The organism is Streptomyces sp. 8N706, from assembly GCF_052245415.1.
Classification (GTDB): Bacteria; Actinomycetota; Actinomycetes; order Streptomycetales; family Streptomycetaceae; genus Streptomyces.
This window is the reverse complement of record NZ_JBQQBW010000062.1, coordinates 1-15,810: the sequence shown is the minus strand read 5'-3', so window position 1 is coordinate 15,810 and position 15,810 is coordinate 1. Positions and strand designations below refer to the sequence as shown.

General features: G+C 69.9%; 13 protein-coding genes. 6 read left to right on the top strand and 7 right to left on the bottom strand.

Going from position 1 to position 15,810, the window contains the following annotated elements; genetic code table 11:
• Positions 1-14: 14 nt before the first annotated feature.
• From ACTWQE_RS21995 to ACTWQE_RS21985, 3 genes are all read right to left on the bottom strand, one after another.
• Entirely contained in the window at positions 15-1,892 is a 1,878-nt protein-coding gene (locus ACTWQE_RS21995) for an albusnodin/ikarugamycin family macrolactam cyclase (protein ID WP_443330733.1), read from the bottom strand.
• Between the two features lie 35 nt (positions 1,893-1,927).
• The gene (locus tag ACTWQE_RS21990; protein ID WP_443330732.1) at positions 1,928-2,134 is read right to left on the bottom strand and encodes a lasso RiPP family leader peptide-containing protein; all 207 of its coding nucleotides are present in this window, start codon (positions 2,132-2,134) and stop codon (positions 1,928-1,930) included.
• A gap of 332 nt (positions 2,135-2,466) precedes the next feature.
• On the bottom strand, positions 2,467-3,687 hold the full coding sequence (locus ACTWQE_RS21985) for an ROK family transcriptional regulator (protein WP_443330731.1): 1,221 nt from the start codon (positions 3,685-3,687) through the stop codon (positions 2,467-2,469).
• 733 nt (positions 3,688-4,420) lie between these two features.
• Here ACTWQE_RS21985 and ACTWQE_RS21980 point away from each other — a divergent pair.
• Positions 4,421-4,852, top strand: a complete 432-nt coding sequence (locus tag ACTWQE_RS21980) for an ATP-binding protein (protein ID WP_443330730.1) — start codon at positions 4,421-4,423, stop codon at positions 4,850-4,852.
• Between the two features lie 149 nt (positions 4,853-5,001).
• On the opposite strand, the gene ligD is transcribed toward ACTWQE_RS21980, so the two are convergent.
• The gene (ligD, locus tag ACTWQE_RS21975) at positions 5,002-5,934 is read right to left on the bottom strand and encodes a non-homologous end-joining DNA ligase (RefSeq protein WP_443330729.1); all 933 of its coding nucleotides are present in this window, start codon (positions 5,932-5,934) and stop codon (positions 5,002-5,004) included.
• Positions 5,935-6,614: 680 nt separating this feature from the next.
• Here ligD and ACTWQE_RS21970 point away from each other — a divergent pair.
• Both ACTWQE_RS21970 and ACTWQE_RS21965 read left to right on the top strand, forming a co-directional pair.
• Complete coding sequence (locus ACTWQE_RS21970) at positions 6,615-7,061, top strand: VOC family protein (protein ID WP_443330728.1); 447 nt, start codon at positions 6,615-6,617, stop codon at positions 7,059-7,061.
• A gap of 322 nt (positions 7,062-7,383) precedes the next feature.
• Complete coding sequence (locus ACTWQE_RS21965; RefSeq protein WP_443330727.1) at positions 7,384-7,647, top strand: hypothetical protein; 264 nt, start codon at positions 7,384-7,386, stop codon at positions 7,645-7,647.
• A gap of 259 nt (positions 7,648-7,906) precedes the next feature.
• Here the strand turns inward: ACTWQE_RS21965 and ACTWQE_RS21960 are convergent, their stop codons facing one another.
• From ACTWQE_RS21960 to ACTWQE_RS21950, 3 genes are all read right to left on the bottom strand, one after another.
• Complete coding sequence (locus tag ACTWQE_RS21960) at positions 7,907-8,920, bottom strand: SMP-30/gluconolactonase/LRE family protein (protein WP_443330726.1); 1,014 nt, start codon at positions 8,918-8,920, stop codon at positions 7,907-7,909.
• The gene (locus ACTWQE_RS21955; RefSeq protein WP_443330725.1) at positions 8,907-9,557 is read right to left on the bottom strand and encodes a diguanylate cyclase; all 651 of its coding nucleotides are present in this window, start codon (positions 9,555-9,557) and stop codon (positions 8,907-8,909) included. Before ACTWQE_RS21955 ends, ACTWQE_RS21960 begins: the two co-directional genes overlap by 14 nt.
• Positions 9,558-9,751: 194 nt before the next feature.
• Positions 9,752-10,861, bottom strand: a complete 1,110-nt coding sequence (locus ACTWQE_RS21950) for an acyltransferase family protein (RefSeq protein ID WP_443330724.1) — start codon at positions 10,859-10,861, stop codon at positions 9,752-9,754.
• A 293-nt stretch (positions 10,862-11,154) separates the two neighbouring features.
• On the opposite strand from ACTWQE_RS21950, the gene ACTWQE_RS21945 reads away from it, so the two are divergent.
• The 3 genes from ACTWQE_RS21945 to ACTWQE_RS21935 form a co-directional block, all read left to right on the top strand.
• Positions 11,155-11,616 (top strand): hypothetical protein, encoded by a 462-nt coding sequence (locus tag ACTWQE_RS21945; protein WP_443330723.1) that lies wholly within the window; start codon positions 11,155-11,157, stop codon positions 11,614-11,616.
• On the top strand, positions 11,613-12,818 hold the full coding sequence (locus ACTWQE_RS21940) for a glycosyltransferase family 4 protein (RefSeq protein WP_443330722.1): 1,206 nt from the start codon (positions 11,613-11,615) through the stop codon (positions 12,816-12,818). Before ACTWQE_RS21945 ends, ACTWQE_RS21940 begins: the two co-directional genes overlap by 4 nt.
• Before the next feature lie 1,034 nt (positions 12,819-13,852).
• Positions 13,853-15,810: Ig-like domain-containing protein (locus ACTWQE_RS21935; RefSeq protein WP_443330721.1), on the top strand; the 1,958-nt coding region annotated here is incomplete at its 3' end.

The window sequence follows — 15,810 nt, the reverse complement described above, 5'->3', positions numbered from 1 at the left end:
AGTTCTCCCCGGTGTCAGTCCCACGGTGTGCTCCGCAGCCACAGCTCCACTCCCAGAAGGCGGTTGAGCGCCGGCAACGGCGCTCGTAGCCCCATCAGGGCCCGGTCGAGGGAGGCGGTAACGGCGTCGGGTTCGATGACGCCGAGTTCGGCCAGCCGGGAAGTGCCCAGCAGACCGCGCAGCGTGCCGGAGGCCGCCCGCGCTCCCCGGTAGTCCTCGTCGGTGTAGTCCCCCTTGGTCCGGCGGCTGAGCACGGAAGCGGGAACTCTTCCCTCCAGCGCCGCGGCGAGCAGCGGTTTGACCGCGGGCGGGGCCGAGCGGCGGTGCGCCGGCAGGCGCAGACAGGCCCGGATGACATCGCCGTCCAGGAAGGGCGCCTGCGGCCAGACACCGAACTCCCGTGCTCCTTCGGAGAGTTGGCGTTGTACGGCGGCGGAGTTGCGCAGCTCCCCCAGCGCACCGCGGTCACCCGGTCCCGGCCCGGCCGCACCGGTCGGCTCATCGGCCCGGGCACGCGCCTGTCGCGCCAGCTCCCGGCGCATGGCGGCAGTCAGCCATCCGCTCTCGGGACCGGGCCGGCACCACCAACCCACCGCGTCCAGCCATGTGGGGTCGTGTGACTGCGGGTCCTGGGAGTGCTCGAGGCGCTCCGCCAGCTGCCGGAACTCCGTGGCCATCGGGGTGCGCGACAGTTCCACTGTGTGCGTCAGGACCTTCAACGGCGAGGTGTGGCGCGAGCGTGCCAGAGTGCGCCCGTCGCGACACAGCCGTCGGAGGCTGCCCGCGCGGACCAGGTCGGCCAGATGGGCGGGTGGCGCCACCAGCAGCGCGTCCCCTCCCTCGCCGCCGAGGTGGACACCGCCGCCGTGCCGCGCGACACGCTCCAGACGCAGCCGGGTCCGCGCCCATGCCACGGCAGCCGGGTCCGGCTCACCTCCGCGGCCCTCCCCGCTCCGGCCCTGACAGGTCAGGCCCTGGTAGGTCAGTGTCCCGGAAGTGCCGCGGACGACTTCGAGAGCCAGCCGCTCGTCGAGCCGGGCGTACCGCTCCGCGTAGTCCAGGTCGTCGCACGAGGTCCCCTCCCGGTGATAGGTGAAGACCGGTAACGGCGCGCTGGTGTGACGTAACGCCAGAAAAGCCACCGAGGTGGAATCCAGGCCGCCGCTGAGGTCGGCGGTGAGCCGTCCACCACGCGCGGCGCGCAGCCGTACGGCCGTGTCGAGCGCCGCTCCCAGGGCATCGGCGGCATCGGTGAAGGTCGCGTTCCCCTCGGGGAGCAGCGGGTCGTAGGTCCACTGCCGGTAGGTGCCGTCGGCGGCGATCCGCAGCGCCTGTCCCCCGCCCAGCCGCCGGACCCCCGCGAGGACGGAGCGCTCCCCGGCGAGGAGGGGTACGTCCGGGCAGAAGATCCGTGCCGCGAGGGCCGTCGGGTCCGGGCGGCGCGGGCCGCCCGACGCGTTGGCGACCGACACGGGCCGGGTGCCGAAGTAGGTGCGCCCCCCGGTCTGCCGGTAGTGGAGCGGGTACTGCCCGGCGAGGTCCGCGAACACCGTCAGGTCGTCCGGGCGCATGACGAGGCAGAGATAGCTGCCCGGCCACCGGGTCAGCGACGGCAGCCGGTCGGCGGCCAGGGCCCGCGCGGCGTCCTCGGCGAACTGCGCCTCGCTCGCCAGACACTGACCCAGGGTCAGGACAGTACCGGCCGCGCACCGTACGAAGCGCAGCTCGCCCTCCCGCCACTCCCCCCGCGTCCACAGGGCCGCGTGAGGGATGCCGTCCAGCAGCGCCGCCGTGTCCCGTACGGGCGGGCGGGCACCGGCCGGGGCCGGCCAGGCACCGCCGAGTTCGGGTGCGCGGGCCCTCATCGTCCCGGCGGGGCGTGCAGCGGTCATCGCCCCGGCCGCGGTCGGTGGGACATGTCCCCGCCTTACCAGTAGTACTGCGAGTTGGCGTCGGCGTTGCCGCTGCTGGAGCTTCCGAGCGTCACCTGGCGTACATCACCGAGATCGGCCACCATCGGAGCTTCGTAATCGCCGTCGTGGAATTCATCTGACGCGGTGGAGCCGGATTCGGAAGATCGACCGGATGCGGATGATCCACTGAGGGAGGCTTCGGTGTTTCGCGACAGAATCATGTTTCCACCTTGAGTCGGGGCTCGGGAGGCGCCCGCGGGTCGGTTGGCCGAACACGGGTGACAGCGTCACGTGGCACTCGACTTTAACGGGAAACACCTGTTCCCGGTCGGCCGATCCGGCGATGTCGGCCGCTCACGATGGCAGGAGGGGACGGCGGTTGTCCAAACAGGGGAAGCGTACGGCCGAGGACCCGCGGCACCGCGGCGGGATATTGTTGGCACAGACCCGTCATTTTGAAGACCGCGACCGTTTCCCGCCGCATTGAGCGTTCAAGTCGACGGGAATTCCGGTGAGGAAAGCCGCTGGGGCATCATGCCGTCGCAACGGGGCTTCAGACGGTCTCGTCCGTTGTGTCGTCGATGCCTTCGAGCGCCTTGAGTCCCAGCACCAGAGCGCCCTGTGCCTCGGCGAACTGGCGCAGCGAACAGCGCCTCACCGTGAAGCCGTGGTCCGGGTCCACCGCGGCGCTCAACGCGTACCGCTGCAAAGCCTCCTTGCAGGGGTCCAGGAGCAGCGACTCCGCGGCGGCGAGCTGGCCACCCACCACGATCAGTTCCGGGTTCAACAGATTGCACAGATGGGCGAGGGCCCGCCCGAGCGTACGGCCCGCGTCCCGCACCACGCGCTCGCACACCACGTCCTTGGCATGGGCCCGCTCGATCAGGGACGCCAAGGAATTCGGCATGTCCACGGCACTCCCGGCCAGGGCTTCCCGGACCTCGCGGACGAGGGCGTCGGCACCGATGAGCGTTTCCAGGCAGCCGCGCCCGCCGCACCGGCACACCCGGCCGTGGGGCTCGAGAACCACATGTCCGATCTCACCGGCGATCCCCCGATGGCCGCGGACCAGGTTGCTCGCGATGACCAGGCCCGATCCGACACCCGTCGACGCCTTGATGTAGACGACGGTCTCGGTGTGGCTGTCCGTGGCGTACGTCTGCTCGGCCAGTGCCCCCAGGTTGGCGTCGTTGTCGAGCGCCGCCCGTATGCCCAGCCACTCCCCCAGCTCCCTCGACGGGTCGTCGCCCTCGCTCCACGGCGGCAGCACCGGGCTGGTGAACGTGCCGGACCGGGGCTCGACCATCCGGGGCACGCCGAGGCCCAGCGAGACGACGTCCTCGAGGTTCAGACCGGTCTTGACGACCGCCTCCTCGATTGCGCGTTTGAGCGCGGGCACGATCTCGTCCATGCCGCGATTGGCGCCGCCGTCGATGCGTTCCACGCGGGTCTCGCTGCGTGCGTGGTCGACCCGCCGGGCGACGACCATCGCGTGGTTGAAGCCGAGGTGGACCCCGACCGCGACATTGCGGGTGGCGGGAAGACGGACCATGCCGCCGCGCCCGGTTCCTCTGCGGCCGTTCTTGTCGACGTCGACGAAACCCTTCTCGTCCAACTCGCGCACCGCGTTCGAGACCGTTCCCTGGGCGAGCAGGGTGCGTCGGGCCAGATTGGCCTGGGTGTCGGGCTTGATCATGATGTCGAGCAGAATGCGTTTGCGATTCGCCTCACGCGTTCCGCTCGCCGGGCCGAGACGGTCACGTAACTGAAGCATCGGTCCCCCCGTGACTCAGCAGCACGTTTCAGCGTGCGGTTCAGCGCTTCGAGATTAGCATGGTGATCTTCAAATTGAATGCGGCTTCTCTTCACCGGAATTGCACGGCTCATCCCCGGAGGATTCTCCGGGACACCACAGAGAAAGCGGCGCGTCGAGTGACGGCAGGGAACCGGCGGCGAGGGCCTCGCGACGAGGACGGCAACCGTGAGCCGGAGACGCCAACGGTCGCACAGAGAGCGCCGCTTGAGGTCCGAGCAGGCGTCTGCGTCGGCCGCCGCGCTGGAGGTGCCCCTGGACGGGCCGGCTGCCGCCTGCGCACCGGGCGCCGACTGCGATGAGCAGGCCCTCTCGGCCTGACCCCGCCACGGCGGCCGGCTCCGGGTACGGCCGGCGGGTCCCGGCCGGGGCCTCACCCTGCCCGGACGCCCAGGAGTGCCGCGCTGTGGTCACGCGGCCACCGGCGACCATGCCGACAGCGCGATCTTGCCGTCCATGCCGTCATGCCGACAGCAGGGGAGACGTGAAGCGGTTTCCGACCGTGGCCGATCCGTCACGTCCTGCGGCGGGTCAGCCGTCCCTGCGGCCTTGCGCGGGCGCGGGCGCGGCCGGAAACGCACCCAGATGAATGTGGCGTAAACCCCAGTCGGCCGGGTATGCGGGTGTCACGATCACCGGCACCGCCGAGGGACCGGACACACGCACAGGAACAGGCGCGGAAGGAAGGTGCCCGGTGCCCCAGGTCATTTCGCCCAGCGAGCAGGGCCGAGCGCAGTCGCTGTACACCAGCGCGACCTACGACGGCCGCCCCGGCACCATTGCCGCGGCGCGCGATCTCGCCGCCGGTTTCCTCGCTCACGCTCAAGGCGCCGGTGGTGCCGACATCACGGCCCACTCCATCGGTATCGCACGGCTGGTGGTGAGCGAACTGGTCACCAATGCGCTCAAGCACGCCCCCGGCCCCTGCCTGCTGGATCTGGAGATCGACGGCGACAGCCTGCAGATCACTGTGTCGGACACCGGAACCGCCCTGCCCGCCGCGCTCCCGCACGACGCCGACCGCATCGGCCGGCACGGCCTGGAAATCGTCCTTGCTCTCTGCCGGCGCCTCGAGGTCGACCAACGAGCCGGGGGCAAGTGCGTCCGCGCCCACGTCGACCTCTGACTCCGGCCCCTTCTCGTAGCCCGGCGTCGCCGACTTCTCGTACCCCGGCGCCGCCGGGAAACGGGCTCCCCGGGATCGCCCACCAGGCGATCCCGCCGCGCGGCCGGAGGACCAGTGCCGACGGCAGCCACTCCCGCCCCTGACGCGGCTCAGCCGCTCCCCTCGGGCCGTTCCCGCACCACCTGTCGGGCAGGCTTGTCGGTCCGCAGGCCCTGGAACCGGGGGTGACGGAGCTTGCCGTCGTTCGTCCACTCCGTGAAGGCGATCTCCGCGACCAGTTCCGGGCGTACCCAGTGCGCCCCGCGTTCGCGGACCGGGCTGCCGTGGAAGGGCTGCCGGTCGGTCGCCAGCTCGTCCAAACGTTTGCGCAGCTCCGTGAGCGTACGGCTGTCGTAGCCGGTGCCCACCTTGCCCGCGTAGCGCAGCTGCCCGTCCTCGTAGTACCCGACGAGCAGCGCGCCGAAGCCGACGCGGCTGCCTGCCGGTTCGGTGAATCCACCGATCACCATCTCCTGCGCCTGAGCGCACGTGAACTTCAGCCAGTCCCGTGAGCGGCGCTGGACATAGCGGCTCGCGGCCCGCTTCGCTATCAGGCCCTCCCAGCCTCGGGCGCAGGCATGGCGGAGGAAGGCCTCACCCGTTGTGTTGCGGTGGGTGGTGAACCGCACCGGACTGGAGTAGGTCAGGGAGTGGCGGAGCAGGGACTTACGGGTGCGCAGGGGCAGCGAGGTGAGGTCGTACCCGTCGAGCCACACCAGGTCGAACACGTAGTACACGACGGCGACCCCGGTGGCCCGGGCGGCTGCGGCGTTCTGGATCCCCATGCGCTGCTGCAGCCGGGCGAAGCTCGTGCGATTGCCCTCGAAGGCGACCACTTCCCCGTCCACGACACAGTCCGTGTGCGCGAGGCGGGCCAGCGCCTCGCGGATCTCGGGATAGGTACCGGACAGTGACTGGCCGCTCCTGGAGGCCAGCTCCGTCCGGTCGGCATCGTGGAAGGCGAGGCACCTCTGGCCGTCGAGCTTGCGCTCGAAAAGCCACCCCTGGTCGGAGAAGTAGTCGGCGGTGAGGGTGGCCAGCATGGGACGAAAGCTCTGCGGAGACGGCCGGGGGGACGGGCGCAGGGCTCTGCGTTCGTCCGCGGACACGTTCTCCGGGGAACTGGCCATGGGCCCCGGGTGCCCGTCCTCAGCGCAGACACACGGGGATCACGGCGCTCCCTTCACGCGTCCGTAGGGCGGTCGGCCGACGTGGACACGGGGACGGCGGTCGCGGTCGGGCTCCGCCTCGCGGAGCACTTCACGGGTGACCGGGGCGACCTCCCCCTGCCCGAAGAGGAAGAAGCGCAGGAACTGGGCGAGAGGGTTCCTTCCGTATGGAAAGCCGCCGACCAGCGCGACGGCGATCCCTACGGCGGCGGTGAAGCCCTGAGGAAGACCGCGCCCAGCATCGCGAACGGGGCGGCGGTCGCGTCCCCCTCCACCGCCCCGCCCAGGACCGGGCCAGGACGCCGGTGTTGGCGTGTGGCTTTCGGTCACCGGCTCGGAGAGTTCCGACGCGTTCCCCGCGCCCGTCCTCGAGCGCGCTTGACGATGGCCGCTCGGGGCGGCGGCTTCCTCGCACACGGTTCGGGGCGACGACAGCGCGCATCGGCGTGCTCCGTGCGTCCCCGGGTAGACGCCCGTGTGGAAGCGTGACCGGCTGCTCGAAAGGGGCGACCGGGGGTGCGACCGTTGGGCCGGGGGCCGGAGAGGGGAAGCGCGTGACTGTGGAGAAGACGATCGTTCTGGTGCTGGACTGCGCCGAGCACCAGGCGCTGGCGGAGTTCTACGCACGGCTGCTCGACGCGCAGCTACGGGTCGGCGCCGACCCCGACTTCATCGAAGTGATCGGTCACAGCGGTGTTCACCTGGCGATCCGGCGCGACCACGGTTTCGCACCGCCGAGTTGGCCCCGTCCGGACGATTCGCAGCAGGCCCATATCCATGTGCTGGTCGCGCAGCGCGACATGGATGAAGCGGAACGCGAGGCCGTCGACCTCGGCGCACGACCGTTGGACACCAAGGACAATACGGGTCCGCGCGATGTGCGGATCTACTCCGATCCCGCGGGCCACCCCTTTTCGCTGATCGCCCGCGAAGGACGCACGTCCGTTCAAGCACTCCGTCCCGAGGCACCCCGCGCCCGCCGTTTGTCGGAGAAGGCGTGAGAGAGTACAACGCATTCTGCGGAAACGGCACCGTGCACACGTTCCAGGGCCAGGAACACCGGTACGGAGGTCGGTCCAGGGCGGGCTCATCATCGGCCTCGCCCGCCCGAGGATGCCAGTGGAACCGCGTACCCATATCGCCCGCCTCCTGAAAGGACCAAGGGACGGCCTGAGAGCTTTCCACTGGCGGGAAGGGAACCAGCACGGGACCATGGGGCGGAGGAACGCAACTGCCAAGCCGGTGATGCCGCACGCTCCCCGCGCCGGGTTCACCGGACGTCAGGAGGCACCCGTGAAGACTGAGCGAGCATACGGACCTCAGGTGGACACCGCTTTCTTCGACGCGATCAAAGCGGTGTTCGCACAGTATCCCGAGGCAAAGGAGAAGTACGCCCTGTCAAGCCTGGCGCTCGAAAGCGAGATGGGCATCAGCTTCGAGCGCCAGTGCGGGCTGTCCCGGATCGAGGACGGTTGCATCATGACGGAGTTCGTCGACCGTGACGACATGGTGCCGCGAATGACTCTCTGCCTGGAGTGGAACTGGGATTACACCGAATGCCTCAGGGAGATCCAGGCACCGACATAGACGTTGCCAAGAGGTGACGCCGCCCGTGACGTCCCTTTCACCGCATCAGCAACACGGGTGCCGCAGGGCTCCGGCGCGGTAGCCGCACCACAGGAGAAACCCGGTCAAGCGCCCAGGGGGCCCGTCTGACGGAAGGCATCGCCCCGGGCAGCCGGTCGGTGGTGCCAGAACGGCCTCCACCACGTGGCAGCCTCCCCACTACCCGGCCGCCGAGGCACGGACCGGCGGCGTACGGTCGCGCGCACCGGCTCCCTCGTCGTCACCTGCCGGGCAGTTCGGCCACCGCGATGGCCTTCTCGACGAGACTGCCCAGGAAGAGCTGCCCCTCGCGCTCGTAAGCGCTCGTCACCATACGGTAGTTGGCCGCCCGCCGCCGCAGGTCGTGCACCACGGTGCCCCGCGCGTCGACAGCCAGAGCCCACGCGGTGCGGCGTGCGTCGGGGAGGAGTCTCGACGGCAGGGCCCAGACAGCCCGCCGCAGAGCAGGGTGGCTGCGGTGCATCAGGTCCACCGCGGGGTCGCGCGGCCCGGCCATCGCCACCCAGATCAAGCCACTGCTGTTGGTGGTCAGGTTGTCCGGGAAGCCGGGGAGGTTGTCCGCGAGGACGTCGCTGAGGCCGGCACGTGGGCCGGTCAGCCAGAGCCGCGTCAGACGGTAGGCCCCGGATTCCGCCACGGTCAGGAAGGACTCGTCCGGCGCCAGGGCGACACCGTTGGCGAACTGCAGACCGTCCAGGACGACCTCTGCGGGCTCCCCGGGAGGACAGCGGATGACCCGGCCGGTGCCGGAGTGCTCGAGGAGGTCCCCCTTCCAGTGATGCAGATCGAACCTGCGGCTGGACTCACTGACGAACACCGTGCCGTCTCCGGCGACGACCACATTGCTGCACAGCCGCAGCGGCTCCCCCGACACCTCGGTCAGCAGGGGTTCGACGGCTCCGCTGCCGGTATCCACCCGTAGCAGCCCCCGGTAGGCGTCGCACACCAGCAGCCGGCCGTCCGGAAGCGGATGCATCCCCAGCGGACGGCCTCCCGTTTCGGCCACCTGCTCCACGCGTCCGGTGGCGGCCTCCACCCGCAGGACACGGCCATCGGCCACGCCGGTCAGCAGCCGCCCGGCGGCGTCCACGGTCACATGCTCAGGGCCGGTGCCGTCCAGCGGGAGCAGCCTCAAAGGGGGCATCGGAACGTGGCCGACGCCGGTTCCGGCCCGGGCGGGACGGGGCGGCGGCCGCCAGACGACCGGACGCAGCGCGGGCTTACCGCTCGTCATCCTGCCGCCCCCGCCGACGGGCACGCAGACAACGGATCATCTCCTCGGCATAGGGCAGCACCACGAACGTGCCCACCGCTGCCCCGATCGACGCCAGATAGGCGGCGGGAAGCGGCTGCTCCTTGGGGACCAACTTCCAATCGTCCGGGCCGCCTTTGCGACGCCCCAGGCCTTCGCGGACCTTGTCCCAGTGCAGGCACGCGGTGAAAGCGGCGGCCGACAGCGGCAGTACTTCGAGGAAGCTGTGGATGTGCTGCTCCACGGGGCGGACTTCCCGGTCGTGGGTGGCCAGGGTGACATCCCACACCGCGGTCGCGCCGTGCGCGACGGCGGCTCCTCCCATCAGGGACAGCACCAGGGGATTGATCTTCGCCACCAGCCCGGCGACCACGGGTACGCCTGCCTCGGTCATCATCAGCGCATGCACCGCCGACTCACGGACTCCGCTGGTCTCCTCGATCCGCGAACGGCGGTGCATCACCCAGTCCGCCACGCTCGGTACGAACCACAGCGGCAGCACTCCGTACAGCAGAAACCGGCGGCTGGCGTTCTCCACATCGTCCGCACCAGGGGGGACCCGCAGGGCAGGCCCCTTGCGCCACCGGCGCCACCGTCGTACCGACCCGCTACGGGACATGCGTCAGCCGTCCTTTCCATCGCTGTCTCGGGTCCGGAGCGGGTGCCCGGGTGCCCCGCCGCCAAACCCCTACGGAACGCGGCGCGACACGGCACCGGACGAGCCGCCGCACCCGCCGACCGCCTCGCGGCGGCCCCAAGGGGGGAGTCTGCCCGTGGGCCGCGAGCTCGAACAGCGGGCAGTGCGACGTGGCGTTACGGCGTCATGCTCTTCGGCCGGGACGGCTGACGGTGGGCGGCGGCCGCCGCCGCCCCGACGGACGGGGAAGCCTCCGCAGCCGGCTCCCTACGGTGGAACACCCAGTCCAGGCGCGGCTCCATGACCGGACGCAGCAGATCGCGCACCGGGGCCGAGGTGAGCGCGAGGGCGAGGGCCGTCCCCAGTGCGGTGACGACCAGTTGGCCGGTCGGGGTGTGCCAGAACGCCCCGTCGAACCAGCCCTCCCACGCCGCCGTACGGATGAAGAAGCCGTGCAGTAGATACGCGCAGAGCGTGCCCGCTCCGAGATCGGTGAACCAGGTGCGGTGCCGTGGCACCCACGCCAGGAAGGCCGCCACCATGACCAGCGAACACGCCGTCAGCGCGAGCGTCATCGCCGCCCCGACGGGCCAGGCGACGTGCAGTTCGCCCCACCCCCGGCTGTGGAAGACCCACTCGGCGGTCATCCGGCCCCTCACCCAGTACGCCATGGCGGCCGCCGCGGCCATGACCGGCACCGCGGCGATCCGCACCCATCGGGCCCCCAGCATCCGCCAGTGCTCGGGGCGCATCACCAGACCGAGGACGAAGAACGGGAGGAACTGCAGGACGCGGTCGAGGTTGAGCACCGGACCCGGCTCGTTCGCGGCGCCGGTCAACGCCAGGACGAGGGAGAGCCCTACGGCGGTGTACCAGCGCATGACGCGCCACAGCGGTGCCGTGAGACGCCAGACGAACAGCGCGGCCAGAAACCATGTCAGATACCAGGGAGACAGCAGACTGATGTCGTTGTCGCGGTCGTCCATGGCGTTGCCGTAGAGCGTGTACGCCGTCTCGAAGACGATATAGGGCACGGCGACGCCGGTGATCAGGCGTTTGACCTGCTGTGGCCTGAAACTGAAGGTGCGTGAGAAGTAGCCGGAGATCACAATGAAGACCGGCATGTGGAACATGTAGACGAACAGATAGCCCGCCCAGACGGCACGGCTGTCCTTCAGGGGTTGCCACGCGTGTCCCGCGACGACCAGGACAATGGCCAAGAGCTTCGCGTTGTCGAAGAAGGGGTCGCGGGCAGTGCCCTGCACCGTCGGCGCACCTTGTGTCACGCGGCCTCCTCTACGAGCGCGTCGGACCGCTGGTGAGCGCGTCGACCGCTCATGGATCGTTTTCGGCGGGCGGTTTCCCCTTGGCACCATAGGCATCTGCCGTCACAAATTCCAACAAACGCCATCAATCCCGGCGCCGAAGTCATCTCACTGGCATCCCTGTTCGCCATACGGGCATACGGGCAGACGGGTCCGGGGGACTCACCTCATTCCGACGTGAGCGCTTCCTGCATGCCGTAGGGGGCGGGGCCCGGTGTGCCGTAGTGACGAACGCAGGGAAGGAGATACGGGACGTGGACAGCCAGCCGGCCCCGGTAGCGCGGGACGACCGTGCCGGGGAGGAGCCCGGACAGGCCGAGGTGGAAGAGGTGTGGCCGCGCGACGGACAGATCCGCGTCGTGGGCTTCGTCCCGGGTGACTCCACCGATGCCCCTGCCGCGCTCGTCGCCCGTATCCGCGGTCACGACGACGGCGAGGTGCGGGCGGAGACGGTGCTCCGGGGCGGCAGATTCGACGCCCGGCTGGCCGTCCGCGATCTGGCCTCCGTACGGGCGCCGGCCGAGCAGACCTGGGATCTCTATCTCGCTCCGGCCGACCGCGCGGAGGAACTGCGGCTGGGGCGGCACCTGGACGACATCCGCGGCAAGAAGAAGATCTTCACCTACCCGGCGCAGACCGAGCGGTCCGTACGCGTCGAGCCGTACTTCACGATCAAGGACAACCTCTCGGTGGTCTGCCACGGGGAGGCGGCATGAGGATCCGCTTCCTGCTGCTCAACGCCTACGCCGTCGGCGGCACGGTGCGCACCGTCGTCAACCAGGCGAACGGGCTCGCCGCCGTCGGCCACGATGTGGAGATCGTCAGCGTCCGGCGGCACCGGAAGACACCGGCGTTCACCCTCGACCCGCGGATCCGGCTGCTGCCGCTCGTCGACACCAGTGAGGCCGCACCGGCGTGGCGGCGCAGCGTCGAGGCGCTGATGCAGCGTTCCCCCAGCCGTCTGGTGCCGCTCGAAGAGGTCCGCCACGACCGGTTCAACCGGCTCACCGACCGTCGCCTCACCCGGTATCTGCGCTCCCTGGACGGCGGAGTGCTGGTCACCACCCGGCCCGCACTGAACCTGCTGGCCGCCCGCCTGGCCCCGGCCGATGTCGTACGGGTCGGGCAGGAGCACCTGCAGTACGCCCGTCACAAACCGGCCCTGGCCCGGCAGATCGACCACTGGTACCGCAATCTCGACGCCGTCACCGTACTCACCGAGGGCGACGAGCGCGCCTACCGCGCGGCGCTCGCGGGCTCGGACGTCCGTGTGGAGCGCATCCCCAACCCCCTGACCGAGGGCAGCCCGATGCCGTCCGGACTCGACCGCAAGCTGGTCGTCGGGGCGGGGCGGCTGGTGAAGGCGAAGGGCTTCGATCTGCTGATCAAGGCCTTCGGGCGCATCGTGGACGACCACCCGGACTGGCAGTTGCGGATTTTCGGCTCCGGGCCCGAGCTCACCCGGTTGCGCCGGCTCATCCACCGCAGGCATCTGTACAACAACGTCCTGCTGATGGGCCGGACCACACGGCTGGACGAGGAGCTGGCCAAAGCCTCCGTGTTCGCGCTGAGCTCACGGCACGAGGGCTTCGGCATGGTGCTCGCCGAGGCGATGAGCCACGGCGTCCCCGTCGTCAGCTTCGACTGCCCCCAGGGGCCACGGGAGATCATCACCGACGGCGAGGACGGGCTGCTCGTACCCGACGGAGACGTCGCCGCTCTGGCCGGCGCCCTCGAGCGTCTCATCGAGGACGAACGGCTGCGCAAGACGATCGGGGCCCAGGCGGCCGAATCCGCGCAGCGCTATGCCATGGACAGTGTCAGGCCCCAATGGGAAAGGCTGTTCACCGAGGTGCTCGGGACAAAGCACCAGGCGTCCACCGCCAGGTCCGGCCGAAGCCAAACCTGCGTCCTGTGACGGTCGTTGCGTCTCGGCTCGCGACCGTGGCGGAGGCATGGGTTTGCGGCTGTCACACCGCGCCCCACCGGCGCGGTCCCACGCCACGGACTCGATGCGCCCTGGGCAGCCCACTCGGACGACCGGACCGAGGAAGCCGTAGGCGGAGTTCTCGTCCGTAGGGTGACGTCGGATCACTCCACTCGTTCCTGCTCATATGGCCGCCACGGTCGGCAGGGTGGGCGTGCGGAAGCAGCGCGGTGGTGAGGGGGCACGGACGGGGCGCGCTGCCCTGTCCCAGCGCTCCATAGGGACGACTGAACCCAAGTCCCGCCCGGAAGTGTGCTGTTGTAATTTTTCCGGTCACGGAGAGTGCTCTCGCGGCGCGACATGAGGCGCCGCGTCCGTTCAGGGCTTCACCGAGGTCCGGGAGCGGCAGAGTCGCGGGGCCCCTCCCCGGATGACCGGCTCCTCTGCCCGGAAGCGGTTGGTGCGTCGGTTGGATGCAGCTGTGACCAGCGCCGACGGCGGGGACGGCTCCATGGCCACGGCCGGATCGCCGATCACTGGGGCCGTTCCACACCCGGGGGCGCAACCGCCACGCAGGGCAGAGGCTCAGGCGGCGCGTGGCCGAATTGATGAACGAACCGTCCGTCACGGTGAGTGCTGCCCTCGGACCGTCGTCGTACCCGCGTCGTATCCGTAACAGCCCGTCAGCGTACATCGGGTGGGCCGTCCCGGCCTTGCACCACCGGCAGTCGGACGGTGGAGCGATGCGCTCGGGCGCAGTACGGCGCCGCGCCGACGCGCTCTCTGCGCGTCCACGCGCTGCGCCAACCGGGGGACATTACGTCCATCCATCTGGCCCAAAGGTGCTGCGGCGCTGCCTACTGCTGACATCGACAGGTGGGTGCCACTCCCTGCGTATCGGGGGGCGGCCGCCCCACCGGTGCACAGCGCCCACAGGCGCGCCGTCCTCCGTCCCCACGCTGCCACTGCTCCGGGGCCGGGGGCTGCCCACTTCCGTCCATGGATCCCGCGAAAGGGGCCGCACCATGGCCATTTCGACCACCACATTGACGTCGGCACCAGACCCATCGGTCGTCGGTCAGACGGTTACCTTCACCGCCACCGTGACCGACCCTCTCGCAGTGTTCACCCCGACCGGTACCGTCGACTTCGTCATCGACGGCGGCCCCCCCGTGACCGTAGCGCTGGACGGCGGCGGGCAGGCGACCTTGAGCACCAGCTCACTGAGTGCCGGACCGCACACAGCCGTGGCCACCTACAGCGGCGATGCGAACCTCGACCCTTCCTCGGACACTGACACCCAGCAGGTCAACCCTGCAGCGACCACCACCACGCTGACCAGCAGCCCCAACCCGTCGGTCTGCGGTGAGCCGGTCACCTTCACGGCGCAGGTGACCCCTGTCCCGCCGGGCGCTGGTACGCCGACCGGCACGGTGACGTTCATCATCAGTGCCGACGGACCGGCCCTGACCGTGCCCGTGGACGGCACTGGCCAGGCGCAAGTCACGGTGAGCGACCTGAGCGTCGGCAACCACGTGGTGATCGCCGCCTATTCCGGAGACTCCGAATTCAGTGCCTCCACCTCGGGGTTGCTGAACCAGACCGTGACCCCGGCCCAGTCGGCGACAGCGGTGACCGTGACGCCCGACCCGTCAGTGTGCGGTGAGACGGTGACGGTGTGCGCCACGCTGACGGCAGTGCCGCCCGGATCCGGCACACCCACCGGAGTCGTCACGTTCACCGGACCCGGCGGACTCAACCAGACCGTGCCGGTCGACGGCACCGGACAAGCCTGCTTCACCACTACAACACTGGCCACCGGAACCATCACCGCCACCTATGGCGGTGACGACTGTTTCACGGGTTCGTCGAACACCGCGGGCGTGACCGTGAACGAGGCCGCCACCACGACCGCCGTCACGGCGACGCCGGACCCGTCCGTCTGCGGCGAGACGGTCACCGTCTGCGCCACCGTCACAGCCACCCCGCCCGGATCCGGCACACCCACCGGAACCGTCACCTTCACCGAACCCGGCGGACTCAACCAGACCGTCGCCCTCGACGGCACCGGACAAGCCTGCTTCACCACCACAACACTCACCACCGGAACCATCACCGCCACCTACAACGGCGAAGACACCTGCTTCACGGGGTCGGTGGGCTCCGTGGGCGTCACCGTGAACCAAGCCTCCTCGACCACCACGGTCACCGCCACTCCCGATCCATCGGTCTGCGGCGAGACGGTCACCGTCTGCGCCACCGTGGTGACGAATCCCCCCGGGTCCGGCACACCGACGGGTGTGGTGACCTTCACCGGACCCGGCGGACTCAACCAAACCGTCCCCCTCGACGGCACCGGACAAGCCTGCTTCACCACCACCGCACTCGCAGCGGGAACCATCACCGCCACCTATGGCGGCGACACCTGTGTCACGGGTTCGTCGGACACCGTGGGCGTGACCGTTAACGAGGCCTCCACCACAACAACCGTCACGGCCACGCCGAATCCGTCGGTCTGCGGTGAGACCGTCACCGTCTGCGCCACCGTGACCACCAACCCACCCGGAACCGGCACACCGACGGGAACGGTCACCTTCACCGGGCCCGGCGGACTCAACCAAACCGTCCCCCTCGACGGCACCGGACAAGCCTGCTTCACCACCACAACACTCGCAGCGGGAACCGTCACCGCCACCTACAACGGTGAGGACCCCTGCTTCACCGGCTCCACCGGCACCGTGGTCGTCACTGTCAATGAAGCAGCCACCACCACGTCCGTCACGGTGACTCCGAATCCCTCGGTCTGCGGTGAGACCGTCACCGTCTGCGCCACCGTGACCACCAACCCACCCGGAACCGGCACACCCACCGGAACCGTCACCTTCACCGAACCCGGCGGACTCAACCAAACCGTCCCCCTCGACGGCACCGGACAAGCCTGCTTCACCACCACAACACTCACCACCGGAACCGTCACCGCCAC

Excerpts from the sequence above, each read along its gene's own strand:
- ACTWQE_RS21995 (WP_443330733.1), bottom strand. The coding sequence starts at position 1,892 with ATGACCGCTGCACGCCCCGCCGGGACGATGAGGGCCCGCGCACCCGAA.
- ACTWQE_RS21990 (WP_443330732.1), bottom strand. The coding sequence starts at position 2,134 with ATGATTCTGTCGCGAAACACCGAAGCCTCCCTCAGTGGATCATCCGCA.
- ACTWQE_RS21985 (WP_443330731.1), bottom strand. The coding sequence starts at position 3,687 with ATGCTTCAGTTACGTGACCGTCTCGGCCCGGCGAGCGGAACGCGTGAG.
- ligD (WP_443330729.1), bottom strand. The coding sequence starts at position 5,934 with ATGCTGGCCACCCTCACCGCCGACTACTTCTCCGACCAGGGGTGGCTT.
- ACTWQE_RS21960 (WP_443330726.1), bottom strand. The coding sequence starts at position 8,920 with ATGACGAGCGGTAAGCCCGCGCTGCGTCCGGTCGTCTGGCGGCCGCCG.
- ACTWQE_RS21955 (WP_443330725.1), bottom strand. The coding sequence starts at position 9,557 with ATGTCCCGTAGCGGGTCGGTACGACGGTGGCGCCGGTGGCGCAAGGGG.
- ACTWQE_RS21940 (WP_443330722.1), top strand. The coding sequence starts at position 11,613 with ATGAGGATCCGCTTCCTGCTGCTCAACGCCTACGCCGTCGGCGGCACG.